The sequence below is a fragment of the Streptomyces sp. NPDC008238 genome (genome assembly GCF_042956445.1).
Classification (GTDB): Bacteria; Actinomycetota; Actinomycetes; order Streptomycetales; family Streptomycetaceae; genus Actinacidiphila.
This window is the reverse complement of the sequence record NZ_JBIBGK010000044.1, coordinates 13,769-35,029: the sequence shown is the minus strand read 5'-3', so window position 1 is coordinate 35,029 and position 21,261 is coordinate 13,769. Positions and strand designations below refer to the sequence as shown.

Here is a 21,261-nt window from a genome sequence, read left to right as displayed (position 1 = left end):
ATGGGGATGTGCATCCTCACGGCCCGGGTTGCCCCGAATAGCCCCAATAAACATGCTTCATCCATAACAGTGCCGCCACCGTGCCGGAGCATCACCCCGCGCGGGCATACCGCCCCCGGCTTGACGCTGACGGTATGCGCGCGATCTGGACCGGCTACGTGACCTTCGGCCTGGTCAGCCTGCCCGTCCACCTCCACTCGGCGACCAAGGAGCACACCGGATTCCGCCAAGTTCATGCGCGCGATGGGGAAATCGCTCGCGTGTGGGAGCGGCCGGACGGCCGGACCGTCGTGCGCCTCGATGAGGACCTGGCCACGCTCCCCTCCCGACGAAGCGCACCGTCGACGCGTGGCATGGCCTCCCAGCACGGCTGCACCAGTGCCAACGGCTGGCCTTCCGGGCCCAACCACACCGCGGCAAAGGGGTGGATTCGCCGGGGTGCACCCGCTCAGCAGCCCGAGCCCGAACACCAAGCTGCACCACCACGCTGGCCCTTCTGCGCCTCATGTCCCCCCTCCCCCTGTGTTCCCCCCGCGAGACCGTCGACAGCATCCCACCGACGCCGATCCTTGCGCAGCGGTCGACGAGACCCTTCTGCCACCGACGCTGTAGGGGCACACTCCGAAAGAGTCCGGCACTTCCTTTCGTACTCTCGCAGGGCACGAGGGCGCGCGGGAACGCCGGACGGACTCCACCTTCAGGTCATGACCGGAGCGACGGGAGAGGCACCCGGGCGGCTACTTCTGTACCGAACGGCATTCTGGCGATCGGCGCTGCCGGGGCATGGGCACCGGTTACAGCATGATCCTGGTGCCGTTGGCTACGACGCCGTACGGCCGCCACTGGCGGCACCCTACGCGGCTGTCTGTGTCCCTCGCCGTCGGGCATGCCACCGCTGAAGTGCGGGCCGCCGCCCAACGGCTGGAAGGGGATTCCCGCCGGCCGAGGCCAGCAGCATCGCCCGCATGTAGCGCCTCAGGACAGGGACAAGAGGCGTTCGAGGCCGTACGCTTGCGCGGTCGGCGCGAATCCAAGGCGTCGGAGCAGCGGAACGTATGCCGTTTGCGCGGGTGTTGGGGGACGAGTGCGTCGTTTCGTGGCAGGTTTGGTCGTTCTCGTCTGGCTGCTCGCGGCCTGTGGGACTGGGACGGGTGGGAGCAACGCGCCGAGCCTAAGCGGCCCGGACCCATCACCGTCTGCCACGCTCGATGGCGACCAGTCGGTCTTCTACGACGTGAAGGTGGCCGGGGCGAACCCGGGGGCGACCTCACATATCACCTACTCCACGAAGGACTCACTCAGAGGTCAGACCGTCACGGTCCCCGCGCTGACCCCGTGGAACCAGTGGGAACGAGTGCCCGAAGGATCGCTCACCGGCATGTCACTCACCGCGACGGTCGACAACCCGGCCGTCGATCCGTACACGGTCAGCGTGGTTCTCGTCACCTGCACGGTCACTGTTTCCGGCAGGCCCCCGGTGGTGCATACCGGAGACGGCACGTGCACCGTCATCCTGACGTAGACCAGGTCGTTCGAAGTGAGCGCCGGCAAGGCAGCCTCGATAGCTGTGCGCCTAACTGATCGTTTCAGAATGACGTGCGCAGTCGTCGGAGGCAGATGATGCTGCAGGCGAGTTCCAGGAGGCCCTGGTGGAGGTCGGCGCGGTGCTCGTAGCGGGTCCGGAGTCGTTTGAAGTGGTGGAGCCAGGCGAAGGTGCGCTCGACGACCCAGCGGATCTTGCCCAGGCCGGAGCCGTGGCGACGCCGCGCCGGGCGATCAGGGGTTTGATGCCGCGCTTCCATAGCAGCCGGCGGTACTTGTCGTAGTCGTAGCCGCAGTCGGCGAACAGTCGCTTGGGCTTGCTGCGTGGGCGCCCTTGAAGGCCCCGTATGCGGGGGATCGCGTGCTGAGCAACGCCTGATCGTCGAACACGCATCCGCCGGGAGTGGCCCCGAAGGGCCTCGTGTACTCGCCCATGCCAACTCCCGCGAAGGCGACTTCGCACCGTCAGGGCCCTGCCCCGCACGGTAAGGTGCGGCCCGAACACTCGTTTGTGATCATGCCGGGAAGCGGCGCCATGTCCTGACACCCTCCGCCGCCAGGTCGTCGTCGGCCGCCCGGACGGTCTCACCGGCGAGCGTCCTACGCCTCACACTGACGAAGGAAGAGTGCCTTTCCTGTGAAACCAACACTGACCCGAGCGGGTCTCGGGGTCTCCCTCGTGGCCCTGCTCCTGACCGCGCTCGGGGGCTTCCAGGCAAGCGCCGCCGAATGGCAGGACTGCCCCGACGGCCGGGTCTGCGTCTACACCGACACCGACGGCCAGGGGCGGGAAATTGCCTCGGCGCCGGACGCCGCGGTCCAGGTCCACACCACGGAGTGGGACAACCAGATCAGCTCCGTGCACAACAACTCGCCGTACTGGGCCTGCCTGTACGAGGACACCTACTACGGCGGTGTCGTCCAGGCGATCCGGCCCGGCTTCCAGGGCAACCTGGCCGACACCAGCACCCAGCTCGACGACCGGGTCAGTTCGCAGAAGTCGGCGAAGTCCAAGAGCGGCTGTTTCACGGGCTTCGAGCGGTGTCCCGACGGGAATCTCTGCCTCTTCGCGCAGCCCAGCGGCCGGGGCGCCATGACGACGTCCCAGGGCAACCTCGACCGGTACGACGCCTCGTCGGACAACCGTGTGGTGTCCGTCGCCAACTACACCAACCTGCACGTGTGCTTCTACCGCGATGCCGGTTACGGCGGGTCGTGGACCGACGCGGGCACGACCTACCGGACCTACGTGGTGCTCAAGACTGACGCCACCGTGATACCGCAGCCGTACGCGGGCAGCTTCTCCGCCCACAAGCTGGTCGAGGGGACGAGCGCATGCTGAACCGCGGACGACTAAACGCCGGCCGGGTGGCGGGCCTGAGTGCCGCCGCGCTCATCCTGGCCTCCTCAACGGTGGCCGCACCCGCCGGAGCCCAGACTTCGGGCGCCCAGGCGGAGACGACCCTCACCCTCGCCCTGTTGGACTCGGGCACACACAACGACGACACGAGCGTCCCCGGGGTCACGCGAACGACCTACACCTACACCGGCACTTCGGGCCCCTACAAGGTCAACGTGGTGCTCATCGACCCGGACAAGGCGCCGCTCACCCTCAAGGGGACGTACGGCAGCGGCATGGCTGCTGCCCAGACCACCACCTCGATGCTTCAGGGCGTGTCCACCAACCTGCTGCGCCGCCCGCGGGTCGGGGTCAACGGGGGCTTCTTCGACATCGACGCCACCGATCCGTCCGCTCCGCCCTACAGCGGCGACGTCGCTGGCGTCGTGATCCGCAACGGGCGGCTGCTCAGCGAGGCCGTCAGGGGCAAGGGCGACAAGCCGGTGGGCTCCGCGCTGGTACTGCAGCACGGCCGGGTGTACATCACCGAGCTGAGCACCACCCTCACGGTGCAACCGAAGGACGGCTCCGTCGCGCCGCGGCAACTCGACGGCATCAACCGCTTCCCCGGCCGCAACGCCCATTGCGAGGGGGCTGCGGAAGGTGACGAGGGAGAGCGCTACGAGAACGGCGTCTGCACCGATCCGAGTGAGATAGTCTCCTTCACCCCCGAATACGGCGCGAACACGCCCACCACCGCCGTGAAGGCCCTGGGGAACGACCCCGACCATCCGAACGAGCCCGGAACGATCAGCATCGATGGCGGCATCGAAGTCGTGCTGGACGTGAACGACACGGTCTCGCTCGTTACGAGCCTCGCGGTGGCCGCACCGTCCCCGCTGGCGGCCGCATCCTCCAGGGCATCGGCGAGGGAGCCGTCTGGCTCCGCGCGAACGCTGCCGTCGGCTCCCAGCTGAAGGTGTCCGAGACGCTCGTCGACACACGCTTCGGCGACGACATCCCCCTCAGCGCCTCGCTCAACGCGACCGCGGGCGGCGACCTGCTGGTACGCAACACCGCGGTCGAGTACGTCCAGCCGGCGGGGACCACCGACTCCGCCGTGGCGCGCACGGCCATCGGCACCGACGGCTACGGTCGGATGATGCTCGTGACGGTCGACCGGGGCAGCGCCAGCAAAGGAGCGACCCGCCTGGAGCTGGCCAACCTGCTCCACGACCTCGGCGCGGTGGACGCCCTGAACATGGACGGTGGTGGCTCGACCACCCTGGCATGGCAGAACGCGCTCGCCAACACCCCGTCGGACGGCAAGGAACGTGCCGTCGCCGACGCGGTCTTCGCCGGTCCGGGCGGATATCCCCTTCAGTGAGCCGGCGCCCGGCGGTGCCGCACCGCCGGACGAGGGCGCCGTCGCCTTGCGTCAAGCTGAAGTTCACCCGCCATGACGACTACTGGCTTCCCGGGGGCCGTCCCTGCCCCGGCGGCGTTCACACTGGCCACGGCCCGTACAAATGCCAAGCCCCACAGCTGCTACGGAGGCCGTGAGTCCCGCGCTGTCGATCAACGCCCGGGAAGGCAGAGTCACCGAGGTCGGTTCGGGCTCGCCCGCGACCCGGCAGCCGGTGATGTCGCACCGTACACGGTACGGCCGCCACTGGCGGCGGCACCCAACGCGGCTGTACGTGTCCCTCACCGTCGGGCACGCCGCCGCCGAAGTGCGGGCCGCCGCCCAACGTCTGGCAGGCGTTGTCGTCGGCCTGGCAACTGCGCGAACACCGGACGCGGTTCCCGCCGACGAGGCCAGCAGCAGCATCGTCGCATGTAGCGCACAGCGGCCAGGCGCACGATCTGCTGCAGTCTCTGTCCTTCTGATCGGTCAGTCTGCGGGTCCGCGCAGGCTCGGCCACTGCACCCGAGCGATCGGACAAGGCGTCACCGCCCATCTCGCAACGCAACGAGCACGTCACCGGTGGTGTGCAGTCGTCCAGTCCGTCATGGACATGGGCGAGCAGCGCCTGCAGAGCCTCATCGGCCATCGGACAAGCGCGCCGCGCGACGGCGACTCGGGAGTTCCACGGGCTCGGCGATGCTGCGCTTCGCGCTGAAAGTTGCACCCACTCCGCGTGAAAGCAATTCGCAGTAGGATGCCCCGAACTCAACTCTTCACAAACGAGTTGAATAGATGATGAGGTGCTGGCGGGACGGGCCAGGCAGACAGACAGGGGAGGACCGCAGTGATCAGGTGGTACGGGTGGGGCATCCTCGCGCTCCCCGTAATGATCCTCTGCCTACTCGGCTGTGCCTTCGGGGGGACCCTCCTCCTGTGGGACATCGCCGCGCAAAGAGACAATGGCATCGACCACGGCGGAGTACCGCTCGGCGGTATGGCTGTGGGCCTCGTTGTCGGAGGCCTGCTCAACCATGCGCTCGGGCTGAAACTCAACAGTCGTCGTATGCCGGATGGCACCCGGGTACGCACCAACCAGCACGGTCTCGGCCACGATGTCGCCCTGGAGCGCTTCGGCCGTGGCCAGGCTGTCCTGGGAATACTGGCGTTGCCGTTGAGCACCGTCCAGTTCGTTTCCGCGCCGATCGTCTGGACGCTGGTCATCTCCTGGGCCGTTATCGTGGTTACCGTGCTGGTGCTCGTATCGCGACGCAGGAGCGACAGTGGGGCGACGCAACGTTTGTAAGCCTTACAACCTCGTACTTCAGCGTGAGGTTGGACGAGGCGTTGGGGGTAGTGCAGACGCCGACCGGGTCACCGCGTGCGCGTGAAGCGGCACCGACTTGCACGAGCAGGCGACCAGGAACTCCGCCCTGCACGTCATAGCCATCACCCAAATCCGCCACTGCAGACCCCGATCTCCGCTGCCGATCCATTACGTTGGGATACCTCTCTGATTGGCTCGCTTGACACAGAGAGGTGGGTACCTCCGCCCGGCGTCCCCCGCGGCCGGCTCGCTCCGGCCGCCTGGACCCAGTTGCGCCCGCCACCGATACCCGCACCCGTCCCGGCACCTTCGCCCCGGCCTCAGCTCGTCGCACCCGCGGGCGACGGTCGAGTCCGAACTCGACCACGCCACCAAGGCACGAACCCGCCGTGGATCGCCTGGATGTCCCCGGCAGACCTCGCGGTCGATGCGGTCATCCCGCTGTCCTCAGTTGGTCTTCGCCCGGCCGTGCCTGGCCAGCACGGCCCCCGTAGCGGCGCCGGCGCCGATGGCGAGGACGGTGGCGAGTGCGGCCGGGTGGCGGGATGCGGCCTGGAAGGAGCGGCGGTGTGACCCATCGTCGAAGATGCCGTGCGCTCCGTGGTCATTACCCTTCATGTCGTCAACAGGGTCGAAGAGGTTGCTCGCACCGGTCGGGGGTCGTTGATCGGTCTGCTGGGAGTCGAAGCCGGTGCGGGCGAGATAGCGGTCGAGCAGGGCCGGGAACAGGCGGTTGGCCCAGATGGTCGCGACGGTGGTGGCACCGATGTAGTACTGCTTGCGCCCCGGGTGGTCAGCTGCGTGCATGATCCCGCGCGCGGCGACTTCCGGCTGGTAGATCGGCGGGACGGGTCGGGGGTGTTTGGCCAGCCGAGAGGTCACCCAGGAGAACTGTGGAGTGTTGACGGCGGGCATTTGCGCGACGGTGACGTGCACGTTGCTACCGCGGTGCAGGAGTTCCGTGCGCAGGGACGACGTGAAGCCGTTGATGGCGTGCTTGGCTCCGCAGTAGACGGATTGCAAAGGCACCGACCGCTCTCCGAGCGCGGATCCGACCTGCACCACTGTGCCGTGGTCGCGGGGCAGCATCTGCTTCAGTGCCGCTCGGGTGCCGTTGACGAAGCCGAGGTATGTCACCTCCGTCGCCCGCCGGTACTCCTCGGGCGTGATCTCTTCGAATGGCGCGAACACGGTGCTGAAGGCGCAATTGATCCACACGTCGATGGGGCCGAACAGGTCCGCAGCTGCGATGGCCGCAGCCTCCATCTGTTCTGGGTCCGCGACGTCGGCGACGTGCATCAGCGGCCGGCCGCCCAGAGACTCAACTTCTGTGGCGGCCGCCTCCAGCCCTGCTCGGCCGCGGGCGACCAGGACGATGTTGGCGCCGCGGCTGGCGTACAGGCGTGCGGTGGCGCGTCCGATGCCGGCGCTGGCGCCGGTGATGACGACCGTCTGGGGCATGGGTCGGCTCCTTGTTCACTGGCGGGGATCATGCGGCTCAGGGTCGTGGGCCAGCCGGGCGGCGCTCTCCAGCAGCAGTGCATGTACGAAGGCTTGCGGGAGATTGCCGCGCACCTGGCGTTGGGCGACGTCGAATTCCTCGGCGTGCAGACCTGACGCTCCGCAGGCGCTGCGGTTGCGTTCGAACCATCGGTGGGCGTCGACCGTGTTGCCCTGCTGATACTCGGACAGTGCCATGAGGAATCCGCAGAGCAGGAATGCACCCTCGGCTTCCCCAAGGGGCCGGTCGTCGTGGCGGAAGCGGTAGATGAAGTGATCGCCGGTCAGTTCCCTGCGGCAAGCGGCGAGGGTGGCACGGCTGCGTGGATCGTCGGCGGGCAGCGCACCGCGCAAGGGAGGCAGCAGCAGAGCCGCGTCGACTGCGGGGTCGTGGGGGCTGCGCTGCCAGTGTCCGTCGCCGTGCACGCTGCTCGCCGCGGTTTCGGCGAACAAGGTTTCGGCGAGTTCGATGCAGGTGCCGGCCAGCGGCAGGTTCGGTGCCGCGTCGGCGAGGGCGCGCAGCCCGGCGACGCAGGTGAGTCGGCTGTGGGTCCAGGGCCGGTTGTCCAGCTCCCAGATGCCCGCGTCCGGTTCCCGCCACCGTGCGGCCACGGCCCGCACGGTGGTCTCGGCGGCCTTCCAACCACTGGTGTCCAGTCGGTCCTGGCGCTCGGCGGCGGCGAAGAGGAGGAGGGCTTCGCCGAAGCAGTCGAGCTGGAATTGTTTCTTGACGTGGTTACCGATACGGCTGAAGCCGCCGGGGTAGCCAGGGAGGTCGAGCTCCTGCTGTCCGGGTACGGGCGTGCCGTGCACGGTGTAGGCGGGGGCGAGGCACGGGCCGTCGGTCAGCAGCCGCTCGCCGACGAATCGCACTGCGCTGTTGAGGAGTTCGGGGGCGTTCACGACGGCCGCAGCCTGCCCGGCGTAGCTCTGGTCGCGGATCCATACATATCGGTAGTCATAGTTGCGGCCCGCTTCGGCGCGTTCGGGCAGGCTGGTCGTGGTCGCGGCCACCATGCCGCCCCCGTGGGTGGTGAGACCGCGCAGCAGGGCGTAGGAACGTCTGGCGTCACGGGGCGCGATGGTGTGCTCGAGGGCGGGGACGGTCGCCCGCCAGGCCTGTTCGGTTGCAGGTGCCTAGGTGCCAGGTGCCATCGTGGTCACGGTGCGTGGCCGAGAGGGGGGCGCGGCCGTAGTCGGCGCGAGGGTCGAGAACAACGCGCACGTGGGCGGTTGCGTCGATGGCGCGCAGCTGCCGAAGCAAGACCAGGCGGCTCTTATCGCCAGGAAAGGCAAGCGCCTCGCGGCACTCGATGACACCCCTGGTGGTCACCCAGCGGCTGCGCCAGATCATGGTGCCGTCTTCGTAGTAGCCGCCGGGGACCCAGCGGGCCTTCGGGGTCACGGCGTACACGCCTGTTCCGCCGATGAGGGAGGCGAAGACGGCGTCGTCGTGCCAGGTGGGAGCGCACAGCCAGTTGACGGCACCGTCCGGTCCGATCAGGGCGCCGCGCTCTCCGTCGGCGAGCAGCGCGCAGTCGTGCAGCGCGTGCGGCGGAAAAGCCGTGGGGCTCATCGGGTGCTGCCTCCTGGTGTCAAGGCACGCGGTAGACCGGTGCGCGCTCGGTGTTGAGGGTCAACCCCCGCCCGGGCGCGCCGTGAGCCGCGGGTGTGATGCTGCCGCCGTCGGGGCTTAAGGTGCCGTCGAAAAGGAGGCGCTCGACGCGCACGTGGTCATGGAACCACTCCAGGTAGCGGAGGTTGGGGACCGCTGCGGCGACGTGCGCGTGGGCATGCGGGGCGCAGTGCCCTGAGATATCGATGCCGCGGGCTTGAGCCAGAGCAGCCGCCCGCATCCATACAGTGATGCCGCCGCACCGGGTCACATCGGCTTGCAAGCAGTCCACGGCGCCTGCGGCGAGCATGCGTTCGAAGTAGGGCAGGGTGTAGCCGTACTCGCCCGCTGTCACCTCTTGAGGGACCTGAGCGCGGATCTCGGCGAGGCTGGTGAGATGGTCGGAGGAGACCGGCTCCTCGAACCAGGTCACGCCCTCGTCGGCGAGAGCCCGGCCGACGCGTACAGCTTGCTTGGCGCTGTAGCCGCCATTGGCATCGACGTACAGATCAATCTGGTCGCCGATGGCGGTACGGGCCTGGGCCACGCGCCGCCGATCGCGTTCCTCGCACCTCCCCCAGGACTCAGCGATCTTGATCTTGACGCGGGGGATGCCCTCCTCTTCGACCCAGTCGCGCAGCTGCCGCTTCAACTGCTCGTCTGCGTAGGTGGTGAAACCACCGCTTCCATAGATAGGCACGTCCTGGCGGGCGGCGCCGAGCAAACGGACCAGCGGCAGGCCGAGGAAGCGGGCCTTGAGGTCCCACAAGGTGATGTCTACGGCGGCGATCGCCTGCGCGGCCACACCGGGCAGCCCGGCGTTACGCACCGCGCGCTGCATGGCCTCGTTCGTGTGCGGTACGTCGAGCACCAGCTGGCCCATCACGACGTCGGCGAGCAAGCCGTCGACGACGCGTGCCGTCGCGGCGGGCGCGTAGGTGTAGCCAAGGCCGGTGACGTCGCCGCAGTGGACGGTGGTAAGGACGAGCGTGGTGCTGTCCCAGGTCAGTGTGCCGTCCGCCTCGGGAGCATCGGTGGGAACGGTGAACACCGCGGTGTCCACCCGTTCCACGACCGGGTCGTCGCTCACTTCTTGTCCTCGGCGCCGGGCCGCTCCTCGCGGTGCCGGCCCCCGGGCAAAAAGTCCTGCACCTTGGCCTTCAGTCCCTGGCGGATCATGCCGGCGCGGTCGCTGTCGCGATTCAGGATCGACTCTCCCGCTGCTTCGATCTGCTCGAGGGTGGCGTGCGGCGGACGCGTCCAGGTCCTCAGTCACCTGACCGTCTGCGTTCGGTACCGCGGGACCGGCGGGCCGTCGCCCGGCCGGTCCCGGATCACGGGGCATCGGCGTCCAGGGGGACGTCGGGGGCGATGTGCGCGCCGAGGACTTCGCGATAGAGGGCGACCTCCGCCAGCAGCGAGCGGCGGACGCTGCCAGCTCGGCGAAAGCCGTGTCCCTCGCCGTCGAAGAGCAGGAAGCGGTGCCACACTCCCCGTTCGGCCAAATTGTCCACGATGCGCGTGGCCTGGTCCGGGCGGCAGATGACATCATCCGCGCCCTGGAGCATCACCAACGGCGCGGTTATCCGGTCCGCGTTCGCGGCGGGTGAGATCGTGTCGAACCGCGCCCGGTCCTGCACGAGGTCGCCGACCAGGGTGTCCACGTAGCGGGACTCGAAGTCGTGGGTCTGATCCGCCCGCCAACGCGCCGGTTCGCTGATCGGATAGAGGACCGTGCCCGCGCAGAAGACGTCGGTGTGGGTAAGGCAGGCCAGGGTGGTCCAGCCGCCAGCCGAGCCGCCGCGCACGGCCGTGCGGGAGGGGTCGGCCAGGCCCTCTTCGGCCAGTACGCGGGCGACCGTCACGCAATCGTCGACGTCCACCACTCCCCACTGCCCGCGCAGCCGGTCGCGGTAGGCCCTGCCGTAGCCGGTGGACCCGCCGTAGTCGACGTCCGCGACGGTGAAACCACGGCTGGTGAAGAAGGAGTACTCGAGGTCTGCGGTGACGCCGGTGGAACTCGTCGGGCCGCCGTGCACCTGCACCAGCAGCGGTGGCAGTTCACCCTCGGCCGCGGTGACGGTGGGATGGGTGGGCCGGTGCAGTACGAAGTGGACGGGTCGGCCCTGCGCGTCGTGCACGGTGCGGCGTTCGGGCAAGGGCTGCCAGGGGGCCAGCGGGTCTTCTGACTCGGGCCTGGTGCGTTGCACCGGACCGGAACCGGGTGCCACGGGCACCGACAGCAGGGCCGAGCCGAGGGCCGGGGCGGCGGCCCGGACCAGGATCCGTTCGCCGTCCGACCACAGGTCGCCCTGGAATCTGTCCCAGCCGGCGGCGAGTTCGGTAAGTCCGCCGTCCTCGGGCGACCAGCGGGAGAGCCGCTGCGCGCCGTCGCCGTGCGGAAGCACCACGCCGTGTGGTGTGACGGTGAACCAGCTCGCGCCGATCCGCCAGATGGGGCCGGCGCAGTCCTCCTGAAGGGGAAGGACGTTGGTGATCGCGGTGGCTGCCGGCCGGTCGGTGGCCAGGTCTACGCGGTGCAGGTTCCACCAGCCGTCCGGGTCGGCCATGGCGTAGAGGGTGTCGGGGTCCGCCCATGCGGCCTGGGCAACGGAGACCTCGGTGCCGTCGTGGCCGCCGCCCAGGAGCCGGACCGGTTCCACCGCGACGCCGTCGTGCAGGTCGGCAACCATCAACTCGGATCTGTCCCAGGGCATGTGAGGGTGGTCCCAGCCGATCCAGGCGATCCGCCGGCCGTCCGGTGAGGGTCGGTGTCCGCACAGGAAGTGGTGCGAGCGGGTGACCACGCGCAGCGCGCCAGGGTCATGGGCGGCGGCGCCGGACAGCGGTACGGCGACGATCTCACGAGTGGTGCGGACGGCGGGGTCGGCGTCGTGGGGTCCGGTGGCGGCGCGCGTGGTCTCGCGCACACACCACACCTCGCTCCCGTCCGGCCCGGTCACCGGATCGGCCCAGCAGGTCTCGCGGCCGGGCGGGTCGGCCGGGGTGAGCGGGACGGACACGGGGAACACGTCGTCCCCGGTGGAACCGAGACGGGGCACCTCCGTGCGGTACAGCCGCTGGTCCCGGTGGTCGGTGTAGACCAGCAGGTGGCTGTCGGCGGCCGGGGCCGCGGCGCGTACCCAGTACGGCTTGCCGCCGTAGCCGAGGGAGCGGTTGCGCACGGACACGCCGGGGGCGAGCACCGGGACGGGCTTCTCGTGGCCGGGGGCGTTGCGCAGCAGCCGTACGGTCGCGGTGGCGGGGTCGGAGGCGCACCACCAGTTCTCGTCGCCTGCTCCGCAGGGCCAGGCGGTAGATCCGGAGGCGTCGGCGACCGCTTCGGCGGTGATCGGGGACGGCCAGGTGCCGTAGGGCAGGCGAGGAGCGGTGGACATGGGGGACTCCAAGTGCAGGGGGTGGGTCGGCGGTGCGGGCGATGGGCCGGCGCGGGTGCGGGTCTGTGCGCGCACCGACCTGAGTGGGTGCTTCCGGTGGCGTACCGGCCGGGGGCACTCGTGGGGCATCGCGCACACACGTCATGGGAGACGGGTGTCACTTGATCCGATCCGATGACGGCTCGGCACCGATGAGCGGACGGGCCCGGGGACGGCGGTCAGCCGCACCGGATCGCCGTGGGCGTCGCGGCGGCGCAGGTCGGCCGGTGTCTCCCGGCGGACCATGAGGCGGGCGCGGCCGTCCCGTACGGCGACGACGGCGGGCCTCGGCTGGGCGTTGTAGTTGCTGGCCATGGCGTGGTGGTAGGCGCCGGTGGCCGGGACGGCCAGCAGGTCTCCCGTGGTGACGCCGGAGGGCAGGGCGATGTCAGGCACGACCACGTCCCCGCTCTCGCAGTGGCGGCCGACGACCACGGCGTGTACGGGTTCTCCATCGGCGCGGCGGTTGGCGGTCCACGCGGTGTAGCGGGCGAGGTAGAGGGAGGGGCGCAGGGCGTCGCTCATACCGCCGTCGACGGAGACGAACCGGCGGCGCAGGCCGTCCTTGACGGCGCCGATGCGGTAGAGCGTGACCCCGGCCGTGCCGATCATCGACCGGCCGGGTTCGACGGCGAGCCGTATCGGGGAGCCGGGCAGCACTCGCTCCAGGCCGGCTCGGAGCGCGGCCGTGAACGCCGCCGGATCCAGGCGGGGTTGGCCCGGCAGGTAGGGAATGCCAGCGCCGCCACCCAGATCGATCTCCGCCACCGTGATGCCGTGCCGCTCGCCGAGCATGGCGACGAAGGCGCCGACCCGTTCGGCGGCGAGGGTCAGCCCCTCGGTCGCGGTGATCTGCGAGCCGATGTGGGAATGCACTCCCGCGAGCCGCAGCGAGGGGCGTGCCGCGACGGCGAGCACGGCCTGCTCGGCGTGGCCGCCGCGCACCGGGAAGCCGAACTTGACGTCGTCACCGCCCGTGGCCATGTAGTCGTGGGTCTCGGCGGCGACGCCGGGGGCGATCCGGACGTAGACGTCCTGGAGCCGGTCGGCCGCGCCCGCCGCGGCCGCCAGCCGGTCGATCTCCTCCAGGCAGTCGACGACGACCACGCCGACGCCGTGGGCGACGGCCGCTTCCAGTTCGGCGACGGACTTGTTGTTGCCGTGGAAGACGATCCGGGCGGCGTCGAAGCCGGTGTCCACGGCGAGTTGGAGTTCGCCGCCGCTGCACACGTCGAGGTGCAGCCCCTCGGAGTCGACCCAGCGGACCATCTCCGCGCAGAGGAAGGCCTTGGAGGCGTAGTGCACCCGGTCCGCGCCGGACTCGCGCCACTGCCGGGCGCGATGGCGGAAGTCGGCCTCGTCCACCACGTACAGCGCCGTGCCGCAGGCCTCGGCCAGGTCGTCCAAGGCGACCCCTCCGACGTGCAGTCGGCCCTCGACGGTCCGGGCGGTCAGTGGCCATACCTCGGGGGCCGTCTCGGGTGGGGCGGCCGCGGCCAGTCCGTCGGGCAGCCGGGTCCCCGCACGCGGCGTGGGCAGGGAGGGAGCGGAAGACACGGAGCTACTCCTCGGTGAGGACGACGAGCATCAGCAGGTCGTCGCTCGGGTCGGTGAAGTGGTGTTCGTCGGTGGCGGCGAAGTGGCAGCTGTCGGTGGTGCGCAGCAGCCGTACGGTGCCCGCCACCGTCACCCGGCAGGAGCCGGCGAGGACGAGCACGAACTCCTCGCCGGGGTGGGCGCTGGGGCGGTCGTGGTCGCCGAGGTCGGCGTGGAGCAGCCGGGCGCCGACGCGACTCGCGCCCGGAGCGGTCAGGTCCCAGATGCCGTGGTGGCCGTCGGCGCGGGCGAGAAGCGGAGCGGGGGCGTACCGCGGCGGGAAACCCGGGGCGGCGGCGGTGTCCGGCCGGGTGCCGCCAAGGAGTTCGGCGGCAGTGACACCGAGGGCGTCGGCGATCTGGCAGAGGGTGCGGACCGTGGGATTGGCGGCGCCCGACTCCATCTGCGAGATGTAGGCCGGTGAGACACCGGCCCGTGCGGCCACCGCGCTGAGGGTGAGGCCGGCGGCCCGGCGCACACGGGCGACGGAGGCCGCGAGCACGTCCACGGTGTCGGCGCTGCCGGGGGCCGTGGCGCGACCGGATCCGGTGGGGTCGGCCGTGTCTGCCCCTCTGGCCGGTTCGGTGTGCTGTTGTCCCGGATCGTCAGCGGATTGGCGCGAAGTCCGGTCCGGGGCAGGGGAATCGGCCGGGGATTTTTCCGCCCCCGTGACTCTTGACGAGGTCATGTGGCGACAGTAAGACTCACCCATCACTTAGATCAAGCAATCTGACACCGCCGTTTAACTGTCAGCAGAGAGGCCGTTCAGCACCCGGACATCCGGGCGTGGGCCGCCCCGAGTGGGAGAGGTGAGCAGTGACCGGTCCGCTGGCGCCGACGTCGACCCTCGAGCTGCTGCGTGCGGCGGCCGAGCTGTGCGGGCCCACCGCCAAGCGTTTGTTCGCCGTACTGGCGGAGGACTACCCGGCCTCACTGGAGCGCCGTCCGGGACAGCTGTTGCGCGCTGCCCGCGCGACCGCCGCGGACCTGGACGGACTCCTCGCGGCGGCCGGAGTCGCCTCGACCGACGACCTGCGCATGCTGGCGGCCCGGGAGAACGGTCTGCGGCTGGCCGAGCCGGATCTGCGGTTCACCAGCCGTGAGCCGCAGTCCGAGCCGCGCGAGCGGTCGGCGCTGCGCCGGATGATCACCACGGAGGAGGGCAACCTCCGCCGCACGCTGGCGGATCTCCAGGCCAACGGGGCCCTGGAGGTGGCGGCCGCGGCTCTGCTGCGGGCGCGGCGGAGGTGGGTGCTGGGCGACCTGAAGTCGGCCGGCTACGCCTCACTGCTGACCAGCGACCTCACCAGCAGCATGCGGGACGTGTTCCTGGTGCAGCCGGCGACGGGCGCGGCGGTCAACGCCATCAGCGACGCGCACGCGGACGACGCCCTGGTCGTGTTCAGCTTCCGCAACTACAGCCGCCTGACGGTGGACGTGGCACGCGAGTTCCATGTCCTGGGCGCCTCGGTGATCGCGCTGACCGACAGCTACACCAGCCCGGTGTGCTCCTTCGCCTCGCACGTCCTCGCGGTGGACACGCGCAGCGAGTCGCCGCACCACTCCCCGACGGCGGTGGTGGCCGCGGCCCATGTGCTGGCGGCCCTGGCCGCCGCAGGCGCCAAGGGCGCCGCCCGTCGCGGCAAGCGCCGGACGGAGGTCTTCCGCTCCCTGGGCAGCTACGGCCTCGGACGTCCGGCCACGGACGCGGCTCCGGAGACGGCTCCGGGCGCGGCTCCGGACACCTTAGGAGGCACCGGCGGCACCCCCGGCCTCCCGGGACACACCGCCGACACCCCCGGCGCACACCCGCCGGACACCCCTTCCTCCCCCTCCTCGCCCGGCGACGGGCGCCCGCCCGCGCAGTGACCGTCCCCGTCCCCTCTGCCCGTGCTCGTCCCCTGCCCCACCCGTTCACCCACCTCCGCGTGCCCGCCGCGCGGAGCCATCGGCGGCGCGAGGTTCGCCCTCAGCCCCAGCCGCCGGGAAGGCATCCGGTCCTCTCCCTATGAACGATCCCTCCAACCATCAGGACAGCGCCGCTCTCTCCACCGCCGAGGACGCCGCCCTGACCAGGGAAGTCGCCGAGCTGTGCGCCCGGTTGATCCGCTTCGACACCAGCAACTACGGCGCAGGCGACTCCCGCGGTGAGCGGGAGGCGGCCGAGTGGACCGCCGGACTGCTCTCCGACTTCGGTTACGAGCCGGTCGTGCTGGAGTCGGCGCCGCGCCGGGCCAGCACGGTGGTCCGCATCCCCGGCGAGGACCGCTCCGCACCCGCGCTGCTGGTCCACGGCCATCTGGACGTGGTCCCGGCCGAGCCCGCCGATTGGAGCTTCGACCCGTTCTGCGGGGAGATACACGACGGAGCGATCCTGGGCCGGGGCGCGCTGGACATGAAGGACATGGACGCGATGATGCTGGCCGTCGCCCGCTCGTGGGCGCGCCGTGGCGTGCGTCCTCCGCGCGACGTCGTGATGGCCTTCGTCGCCGACGAGGAGGACACGGGCGAGTTGGGCGCGGGCTTCCTCGTCGACCGGCATCCGGACCTCTTCGAGGGAGTGGCCACCGCGATCGGCGAGTCCGGCGGCTACTCGGTCCACCTGCCGGACGCCTCCCGGCTCTATCCGATCGCCGTCGGCGAGCGCGGCAGTGCGTGGATGGACCTGACCGCGCGCGGCGCGGCCGGCCACGGTTCCCGTCCCGGGCCTGACAACGCTGTCGCGACCCTGGCCTCGACACTGGCCGCGCTCGTCGCGCACCGCTGGCCGGTCAGCATCGTGCCGGCGGTGGCCGCCCTGCTGGAGGGCCTCTCCGCCCACCTGGGCATCACGGTCGACCCCGCGGATCCCGCGTCGCTTGCGCAGTTGGGTGAGGCGGCGAAGCTGGTCGAGGCCACCGTCGCCAACACACTCAACCCGACCATGCTGAAGGCGGGTTACAAGCACAACGTGATCCCGAGCGAGGCGACGGCGGGTGTGGACGGCCGCATCCTGCCAGGCGCGGAGGAGGAGTTCTTCGCCGTCGTTGACGCGCTGCTCGGCGAAAAGGTCTCCCGTTCGTTCCACAGCTTCGCCGCCCCGGTCTTCGCCGACCACGCGTCCCGCGAGTTCGAGACGATGGCCGCGGCGCTGCGCCGGGCCGATCCCGAGGCGCTGGTCCTTCCGTTCATCATGTCCGGCGGCACCGACGCCAAGGCGTTCGCCCGGCTCGGCATCCAGTGCTACGGCTTCGGCCCCGGCCTGACCCCGCCCGGCTTCGACGCCTGGCGGTACGTGCACGGCGTCGACGAGCAGGTCCTGGTGAGCAGCCTGGAGTTCGGGGTGCGGGTGATGGAGGACTTCCTGCGCAGCGACCCGCTCGCCGCCCGCACGGACCGGTGACCAGGTCCCGTACCCCCTGAACCGCCCGGCCGCACCGCGACCACGTCCGTGCCGGACGCCCTCTGCGGGACGGTCTCGGCAGTCCCGGCCCGCACGCGCACACCCCGCCCCACCATGCACACACGCAGCCGCTCGCACCAACTGATGCCATATACACCCATTACACGCCCGCACCGCTCACCTCACTCGTATCCCCCTCTCGTCCCCACGCGGCCTCGCCGCCTGCATCTCCTGGAGAAGTTCACGATGACCACGTCCAGCCCCTCGCGCAGAAGCGGCCGCACGGCCGCCGCCGCGCTGGCCGCCTCTCTGCTGCTCGGCACCACCGCGAGCCTGCTCGCCGCGCCGGCCGCTTCCGCCGCCGACGGCGGCAAGACGCTGCGGATGCCGATCACGGGCATCGGCATCGACTCCCTGAACCCGTTCCTCGCCTACTTCGCGGGCAGCTTGGACGTCTTCTCCGGCATCTACCCCGCCCTGGACACGGTGGAGCAGGACGGCACCGTCAAGCCGTACCTCGCCGACTCCTGGACGACCTCCAGCGACAAACTCACCTGGACCTTCAAGATCCACAAGGGTTTGAAGTGGAGCGACGGCAAGCCGATCACGGCCGAGGACGCCGCCTGGACCTTCAACCTGATCATGACGAACTCCACCGCGGCCACCGCCAACGGCTCGCTGGTCGGCAACTTCGCCTCGGTCACCGCACCGGACGACACCACGCTCGTCGTCAAGACCAAGAAGCCGCAGGCCACGATGCTCTCGGTCAGCATCCCGGTGTCGGGCATCCCGATCGTGCCCAAGCACATATGGGAATCCCACGTCACGGATCTGAAGACCTACAAGAACGACTCGTTCCCGATCGTCGGCTACGGCCCGTGGACGCTGACGGACTACAAGCCCGAGCAGTACGTGAAGTTCGACGCGAACAAGGACTTCCTGCTGGGCGCGCCCAAGTACGACCACATGATCCAGCAGGCGTTCAAGAACACGGACGCCGCCGTGGCCGCACTGCGATCCGGTCAGCTCGACTACGTCAGCGGCCTCAACCCCACCCAGTACAAGGCGCTCAAGGGCCAGTCCGGCATCAAGGCGTTCGAGGCTGTCGGCAACCGCTGGAACGGCATCGAGGTCAACGGCGGCGCCCGCACCCGTGACGGCAAGAAGATCGGTACTGGCCACCCGGCCCTCGGCGACGTCAAGGTCCGTGAGGCGCTGGCCCTCGCCATCGACCGGGCGACGATCGTGAAGAAGGTCCGCGACGGCCTGGCGCAGGTCGGCGCCAGTTACCTGCCGCCGTCCCTCCCGCAGTACGCCTGGCAGCCCTCCGAATCGGAGAAGTTCGGCTTCGACCCGGCCAAGGCGAACTCGACCCTCGACGAGGCGGGCTACAAGAAGGGATCCGACGGCATCCGGGTCGACCCGAAGTCCGGGCGCAAGCTGGAATTCCGCCTCGGCATCCACTCCGACGACGACGCGGACGCCAAGGTCTCCACCTATCTCTCGGGCTGGTTCAAGGAGATCGGGGTCAAGGCCGACATCCAGGCGATGAGCTCCTCCAAGCTCAACGCCGATCTGGCCAAGGGCGACTGGGACATCCTGATGGACTCCTGGTCGACCGGGCCGGACCCGACGTACCTGCTGGGCATCCAGACCTGCTCGGCGCTGCCCGACAGCAAGGGCGAGGGCGGCAGCACGGACTCGTTCTTCTGCGACAAGGACTACGACGACCTGTTCCTGCGTCAGCAGAGCGCCTTCGACGACGGGGAGCGCGCCGATCTGCTCAAGCAGATGCAGGCGATCCTGTACAAGGCCAATGAGAACATCATGATCTACAACGCCAGTGGCCTCGGCGCGTACCGCACCGACCGGGTGGACGGCATCGTGACGGGCAAGGCGAACTCCGCGGGAGCCTTCCCCGCGCAGGTCTCCTTCGCCCAGTACCTGAACGCGGCCCCGGTGAAGGCCTCGGCGTCCTCTTCCGGCGGCAACTCCGGCACGGTGATCGGCGTGTCCGCGGCCGTGGTCGTCGTCCTGGCCGCCGGCGGCGTGTTCCTGGCGCGCCGCCGCTCCTCCTCCGACGACCGCGAGTAGGCCGTGTCAGACACCATCGACGTCACCGGCGCCGTCGCGGCCAAGCCCGACGGCGCCCCGGGCGACGGGCACCGGAGCGGCTCCGGCTTCGGGCGCTACCTGGTCACGAAGCTGACGGCGGCGGCGATCAGCTTCCTGGCCACGCTCGTCATCGGCTTCGTCCTGTTCAGCCTGATGCCGGCCGACCCCGTCCAGTCCATCACCCGGGGCCGTCCCACCAGCGACGCGCAGATGGCCCGGCTGCGCCATCAACTCGGCCTCGACCAGTCGGTGCCGGAACGCTTCTTCCATTTCGTCACCGACACCCTGACCGGCCGCCTCGGCACCTCCTGGGAGTTCCAGCAGCCGGTCAGCTCGCTCATCGGGGACCGGCTGTGGCCGACCCTGCTGCTGATGGGCACCGCCACCGTGATCTCCGTGCTCCTCGGCCTCTGGCTGGGCGTCAGGTCGGGCTGGCGGCAGGGTAGCTGGCTGGACCGGATCGCCACCGGAGCCTCGCTGACGCTGTGGTCGGTCCCCACCTTCTGGCTCGGCATGATCCTGCTGATCACCTTCAGCGTCGGCATCGGCCCCTTCCCCGGCTTCCTGCCGGCAGGCGGCATGACCGACCCCGCGATCACCGGCGGCCTGGACCACGTCCTCGACGTGGCCGAACACCTGATCCTGCCCTGCCTCACCATGGTCCTGGTGGTCTTCGCCCAGTACGTGGCCGTCATGCGCTCGTCGATCATCGACGAGCTGGGCAGCCCCTACCTGCTCACGGCGCGCGCCAAGGGACTGCGCGACGACGACGTACGGCGCAGGCACGCCGTGCCCAACGCCCTGCTCCCCTCGGTCACCATGATCTTCATGCACCTGGGGACCGTGCTCGGCGGTGCCATCACCGTGGAGACCGTCTACTCCTGGCCGGGCCTGGGCCAGCTCAGCTACCAGGCCCTCAAGGTCCCCGATCTGCCGCTGCTGCAGGGAACGTTCATCGTGTTCAGCGCATCGGTGATCCTCATGAACCTCCTCGCCGACGTGATCTACCGCTTCCTCGACCCCCGGGTGCGTGCCCAGTGACCGACCACGAACCCCTCACCAAGGCCGACGCAGCGGTCGCCGTGCCGCCGCAGGCGGGCGCCGGCCCGGTCGTGCCGGTCGCACCGGTCGCGGCGAAGCCGCGCCGCAACGGATTCGCCGGTTTCGCACGGTCCTTCGTGCGCATCCGGTCCGGTGTGGCGGGCCTCGGCATCCTGCTCGTATTCGGCCTGCTCGCCCTGTGCGCACCGCTGTTCATCTCCGGCGACGACCTGGACGTCATCAAGGTGGACGGGCCCTCCCTGCACTCCCCCACCGACGGCTACCCACTCGGCACCGACCAGGAGGGGCGCTCCATCCTGCTGCTGGTCATCTGGGGAGCCCGCTCCTCGCTGTCCATCGGACTGATGGCGACCGTGCTGACGGTGGCGCTCGGCAGCGCCGTCGGCCTGATCGCCGGGCACTACGGCGGCTGGATCGGCAAGGCGCTGATGCACCTCACCGACTGGTTCATCGCGCTGCCCAGCCTGCCCCTCGCGATCTCGCTGTCGGCCGTGATCGGGCAGGGAACCGCCTCCATCACCATCGCCATCGCGGTCACCAGCTGGTCGTCCACGGCCCGCCTGGTGAGGGCGCAGACCCTCGCCGTGGAGGCGAAGCCGTTCATCGAACGGGCAAGGGCACTGGGAGCGGGCGGGCCGCAGGTGATGCTGCGGCACGTCCTGCCGAACGTCACCCCCCTGATCCTGGTCTCCTCCACGCTGACCGTCGCCTCGGCGATCCTGTCCGAGGCGACCCTGACCTTCCTCGGTCTCGGCGACCCGACCGGCATCTCGTGGGGCGCGATGCTGAATTCGGCGCTGAGCGGCGGTGCCGTCACCTCCGGCGCCTGGTGGTACCTGTATCCGCCGGGCGTCGCCATCCTGATCGTCGTCCTCGGCTTCACCCTGACCGGCCGCGCCGTGGAGACCATTCTCAACCCGAGGTCGGTGAAGACACGTTGA

General features: G+C 70.1%; 15 protein-coding genes and 2 pseudogenes. 10 read left to right on the top strand and 7 right to left on the bottom strand.

Annotated features, from left to right (window positions below; genetic code table 11):
• Window positions 1-1,096: 1,096 nt before the first annotated feature.
• On the top strand, window positions 1,097-1,522 hold the full coding sequence (locus tag ACFZAU_RS39770; RefSeq protein ID WP_500556265.1) for a hypothetical protein: 426 nt from the start codon (window positions 1,097-1,099) through the stop codon (window positions 1,520-1,522).
• 64 nt (window positions 1,523-1,586) lie between these two features.
• On the opposite strand, the pseudogene ACFZAU_RS39765 reads toward ACFZAU_RS39770, so the two are convergent.
• A pseudogene (locus tag ACFZAU_RS39765) lies at window positions 1,587-1,903 on the bottom strand (transposase); the annotation flags it as partial.
• Between the two features lie 276 nt (window positions 1,904-2,179).
• On the opposite strand from ACFZAU_RS39765, the gene ACFZAU_RS39760 reads away from it, so the two are divergent.
• The 4 genes from ACFZAU_RS39760 (at window position 2,180) to ACFZAU_RS39745 (ending at window position 5,592) form a co-directional block, all read left to right on the top strand.
• Window positions 2,180-2,884: a peptidase inhibitor family I36 protein gene (locus ACFZAU_RS39760; RefSeq protein ID WP_500556264.1), complete on the top strand. Its 705-nt coding sequence runs from the start codon at window positions 2,180-2,182 to the stop codon at window positions 2,882-2,884.
• A complete protein-coding gene (locus tag ACFZAU_RS39755; RefSeq protein ID WP_500556263.1) occupies window positions 2,878-3,858 on the top strand; it encodes a hypothetical protein in 981 nt (326 codons plus the stop codon). The genes ACFZAU_RS39760 and ACFZAU_RS39755 overlap by 7 nt, the downstream gene beginning before the upstream one ends.
• Complete coding sequence (locus ACFZAU_RS39750) at window positions 3,792-4,268, top strand: phosphodiester glycosidase family protein (RefSeq protein ID WP_500556276.1); 477 nt, start codon at window positions 3,792-3,794, stop codon at window positions 4,266-4,268. The genes ACFZAU_RS39755 and ACFZAU_RS39750 overlap by 67 nt, the downstream gene beginning before the upstream one ends.
• A gap of 865 nt (window positions 4,269-5,133) precedes the next feature.
• The gene (locus ACFZAU_RS39745; protein WP_500556262.1) at window positions 5,134-5,592 is read left to right on the top strand and encodes a hypothetical protein; all 459 of its coding nucleotides are present in this window, start codon (window positions 5,134-5,136) and stop codon (window positions 5,590-5,592) included.
• Window positions 5,593-6,060: 468 nt separating this feature from the next.
• Here the strand turns inward: ACFZAU_RS39745 and ACFZAU_RS39740 are convergent, their stop codons facing one another.
• The 6 genes and pseudogenes from ACFZAU_RS39740 to ACFZAU_RS39715 form a co-directional block, all read right to left on the bottom strand.
• The gene (locus ACFZAU_RS39740; protein WP_500556261.1) at window positions 6,061-7,074 is read right to left on the bottom strand and encodes an SDR family oxidoreductase; all 1,014 of its coding nucleotides are present in this window, start codon (window positions 7,072-7,074) and stop codon (window positions 6,061-6,063) included.
• 15 nt (window positions 7,075-7,089) lie between these two features.
• Window positions 7,090-8,689 (bottom strand): annotated as a pseudogene (locus tag ACFZAU_RS39735) (glycoside hydrolase family 15 protein).
• A 19-nt stretch (window positions 8,690-8,708) separates the two neighbouring features.
• Window positions 8,709-9,818, bottom strand: a complete 1,110-nt coding sequence (locus tag ACFZAU_RS39730) for an enolase C-terminal domain-like protein (protein ID WP_500556260.1) — start codon at window positions 9,816-9,818, stop codon at window positions 8,709-8,711.
• 244 nt (window positions 9,819-10,062) lie between these two features.
• Window positions 10,063-12,126 carry a prolyl oligopeptidase family serine peptidase gene (locus ACFZAU_RS39725; RefSeq protein ID WP_500556259.1) on the bottom strand — a complete coding sequence of 688 codons (2,064 nt, stop codon included), beginning with the start codon at window positions 12,124-12,126 and terminating at the stop codon, window positions 10,063-10,065.
• A gap of 141 nt (window positions 12,127-12,267) precedes the next feature.
• Entirely contained in the window at window positions 12,268-13,722 is a 1,455-nt protein-coding gene (lysA, locus tag ACFZAU_RS39720; protein WP_500556258.1) for a diaminopimelate decarboxylase, read from the bottom strand.
• Between the two features lie 4 nt (window positions 13,723-13,726).
• Window positions 13,727-14,269, bottom strand: a complete 543-nt coding sequence (locus ACFZAU_RS39715) for a helix-turn-helix domain-containing protein (protein ID WP_500556257.1) — start codon at window positions 14,267-14,269, stop codon at window positions 13,727-13,729.
• Window positions 14,270-14,577: 308 nt separating this feature from the next.
• Between ACFZAU_RS39715 and ACFZAU_RS39710 the strand changes: the two genes are divergently transcribed.
• The 5 genes from ACFZAU_RS39710 (at window position 14,578) to ACFZAU_RS39690 (ending at window position 21,261) form a co-directional block, all read left to right on the top strand.
• Window positions 14,578-15,630, top strand: a complete 1,053-nt coding sequence (locus ACFZAU_RS39710) for a MurR/RpiR family transcriptional regulator (RefSeq protein WP_500556256.1) — start codon at window positions 14,578-14,580, stop codon at window positions 15,628-15,630.
• Window positions 15,631-15,769: 139 nt separating this feature from the next.
• The gene (locus ACFZAU_RS39705; RefSeq protein WP_500556255.1) at window positions 15,770-17,143 is read left to right on the top strand and encodes a M20/M25/M40 family metallo-hydrolase; all 1,374 of its coding nucleotides are present in this window, start codon (window positions 15,770-15,772) and stop codon (window positions 17,141-17,143) included.
• A gap of 246 nt (window positions 17,144-17,389) precedes the next feature.
• A complete protein-coding gene (locus tag ACFZAU_RS39700) occupies window positions 17,390-19,237 on the top strand; it encodes an ABC transporter substrate-binding protein (RefSeq protein WP_500556254.1) in 1,848 nt (615 codons plus the stop codon).
• Between the two features lie 3 nt (window positions 19,238-19,240).
• Window positions 19,241-20,299, top strand: coding sequence for an ABC transporter permease (locus tag ACFZAU_RS39695; protein WP_500556253.1), 1,059 nt, complete (start codon window positions 19,241-19,243; stop codon window positions 20,297-20,299).
• Window positions 20,296-21,261: an ABC transporter permease gene (locus ACFZAU_RS39690; protein ID WP_500556252.1), complete on the top strand. Its 966-nt coding sequence runs from the start codon at window positions 20,296-20,298 to the stop codon at window positions 21,259-21,261. The genes ACFZAU_RS39695 and ACFZAU_RS39690 overlap by 4 nt, the downstream gene beginning before the upstream one ends.

Excerpts from the sequence above, each read along its gene's own strand:
- ACFZAU_RS39755 (WP_500556263.1), top strand. The coding sequence starts at position 2,878 with ATGCTGAACCGCGGACGACTAAACGCCGGCCGGGTGGCGGGCCTGAGT.
- ACFZAU_RS39740 (WP_500556261.1), bottom strand. The coding sequence starts at position 7,074 with ATGCCCCAGACGGTCGTCATCACCGGCGCCAGCGCCGGCATCGGACGC.
- ACFZAU_RS39725 (WP_500556259.1), bottom strand. The coding sequence starts at position 12,126 with ATGTCCACCGCTCCTCGCCTGCCCTACGGCACCTGGCCGTCCCCGATC.
- ACFZAU_RS39705 (WP_500556255.1), top strand. The coding sequence starts at position 15,770 with ATGAACGATCCCTCCAACCATCAGGACAGCGCCGCTCTCTCCACCGCC.
- ACFZAU_RS39700 (WP_500556254.1), top strand. The coding sequence starts at position 17,390 with ATGACCACGTCCAGCCCCTCGCGCAGAAGCGGCCGCACGGCCGCCGCC.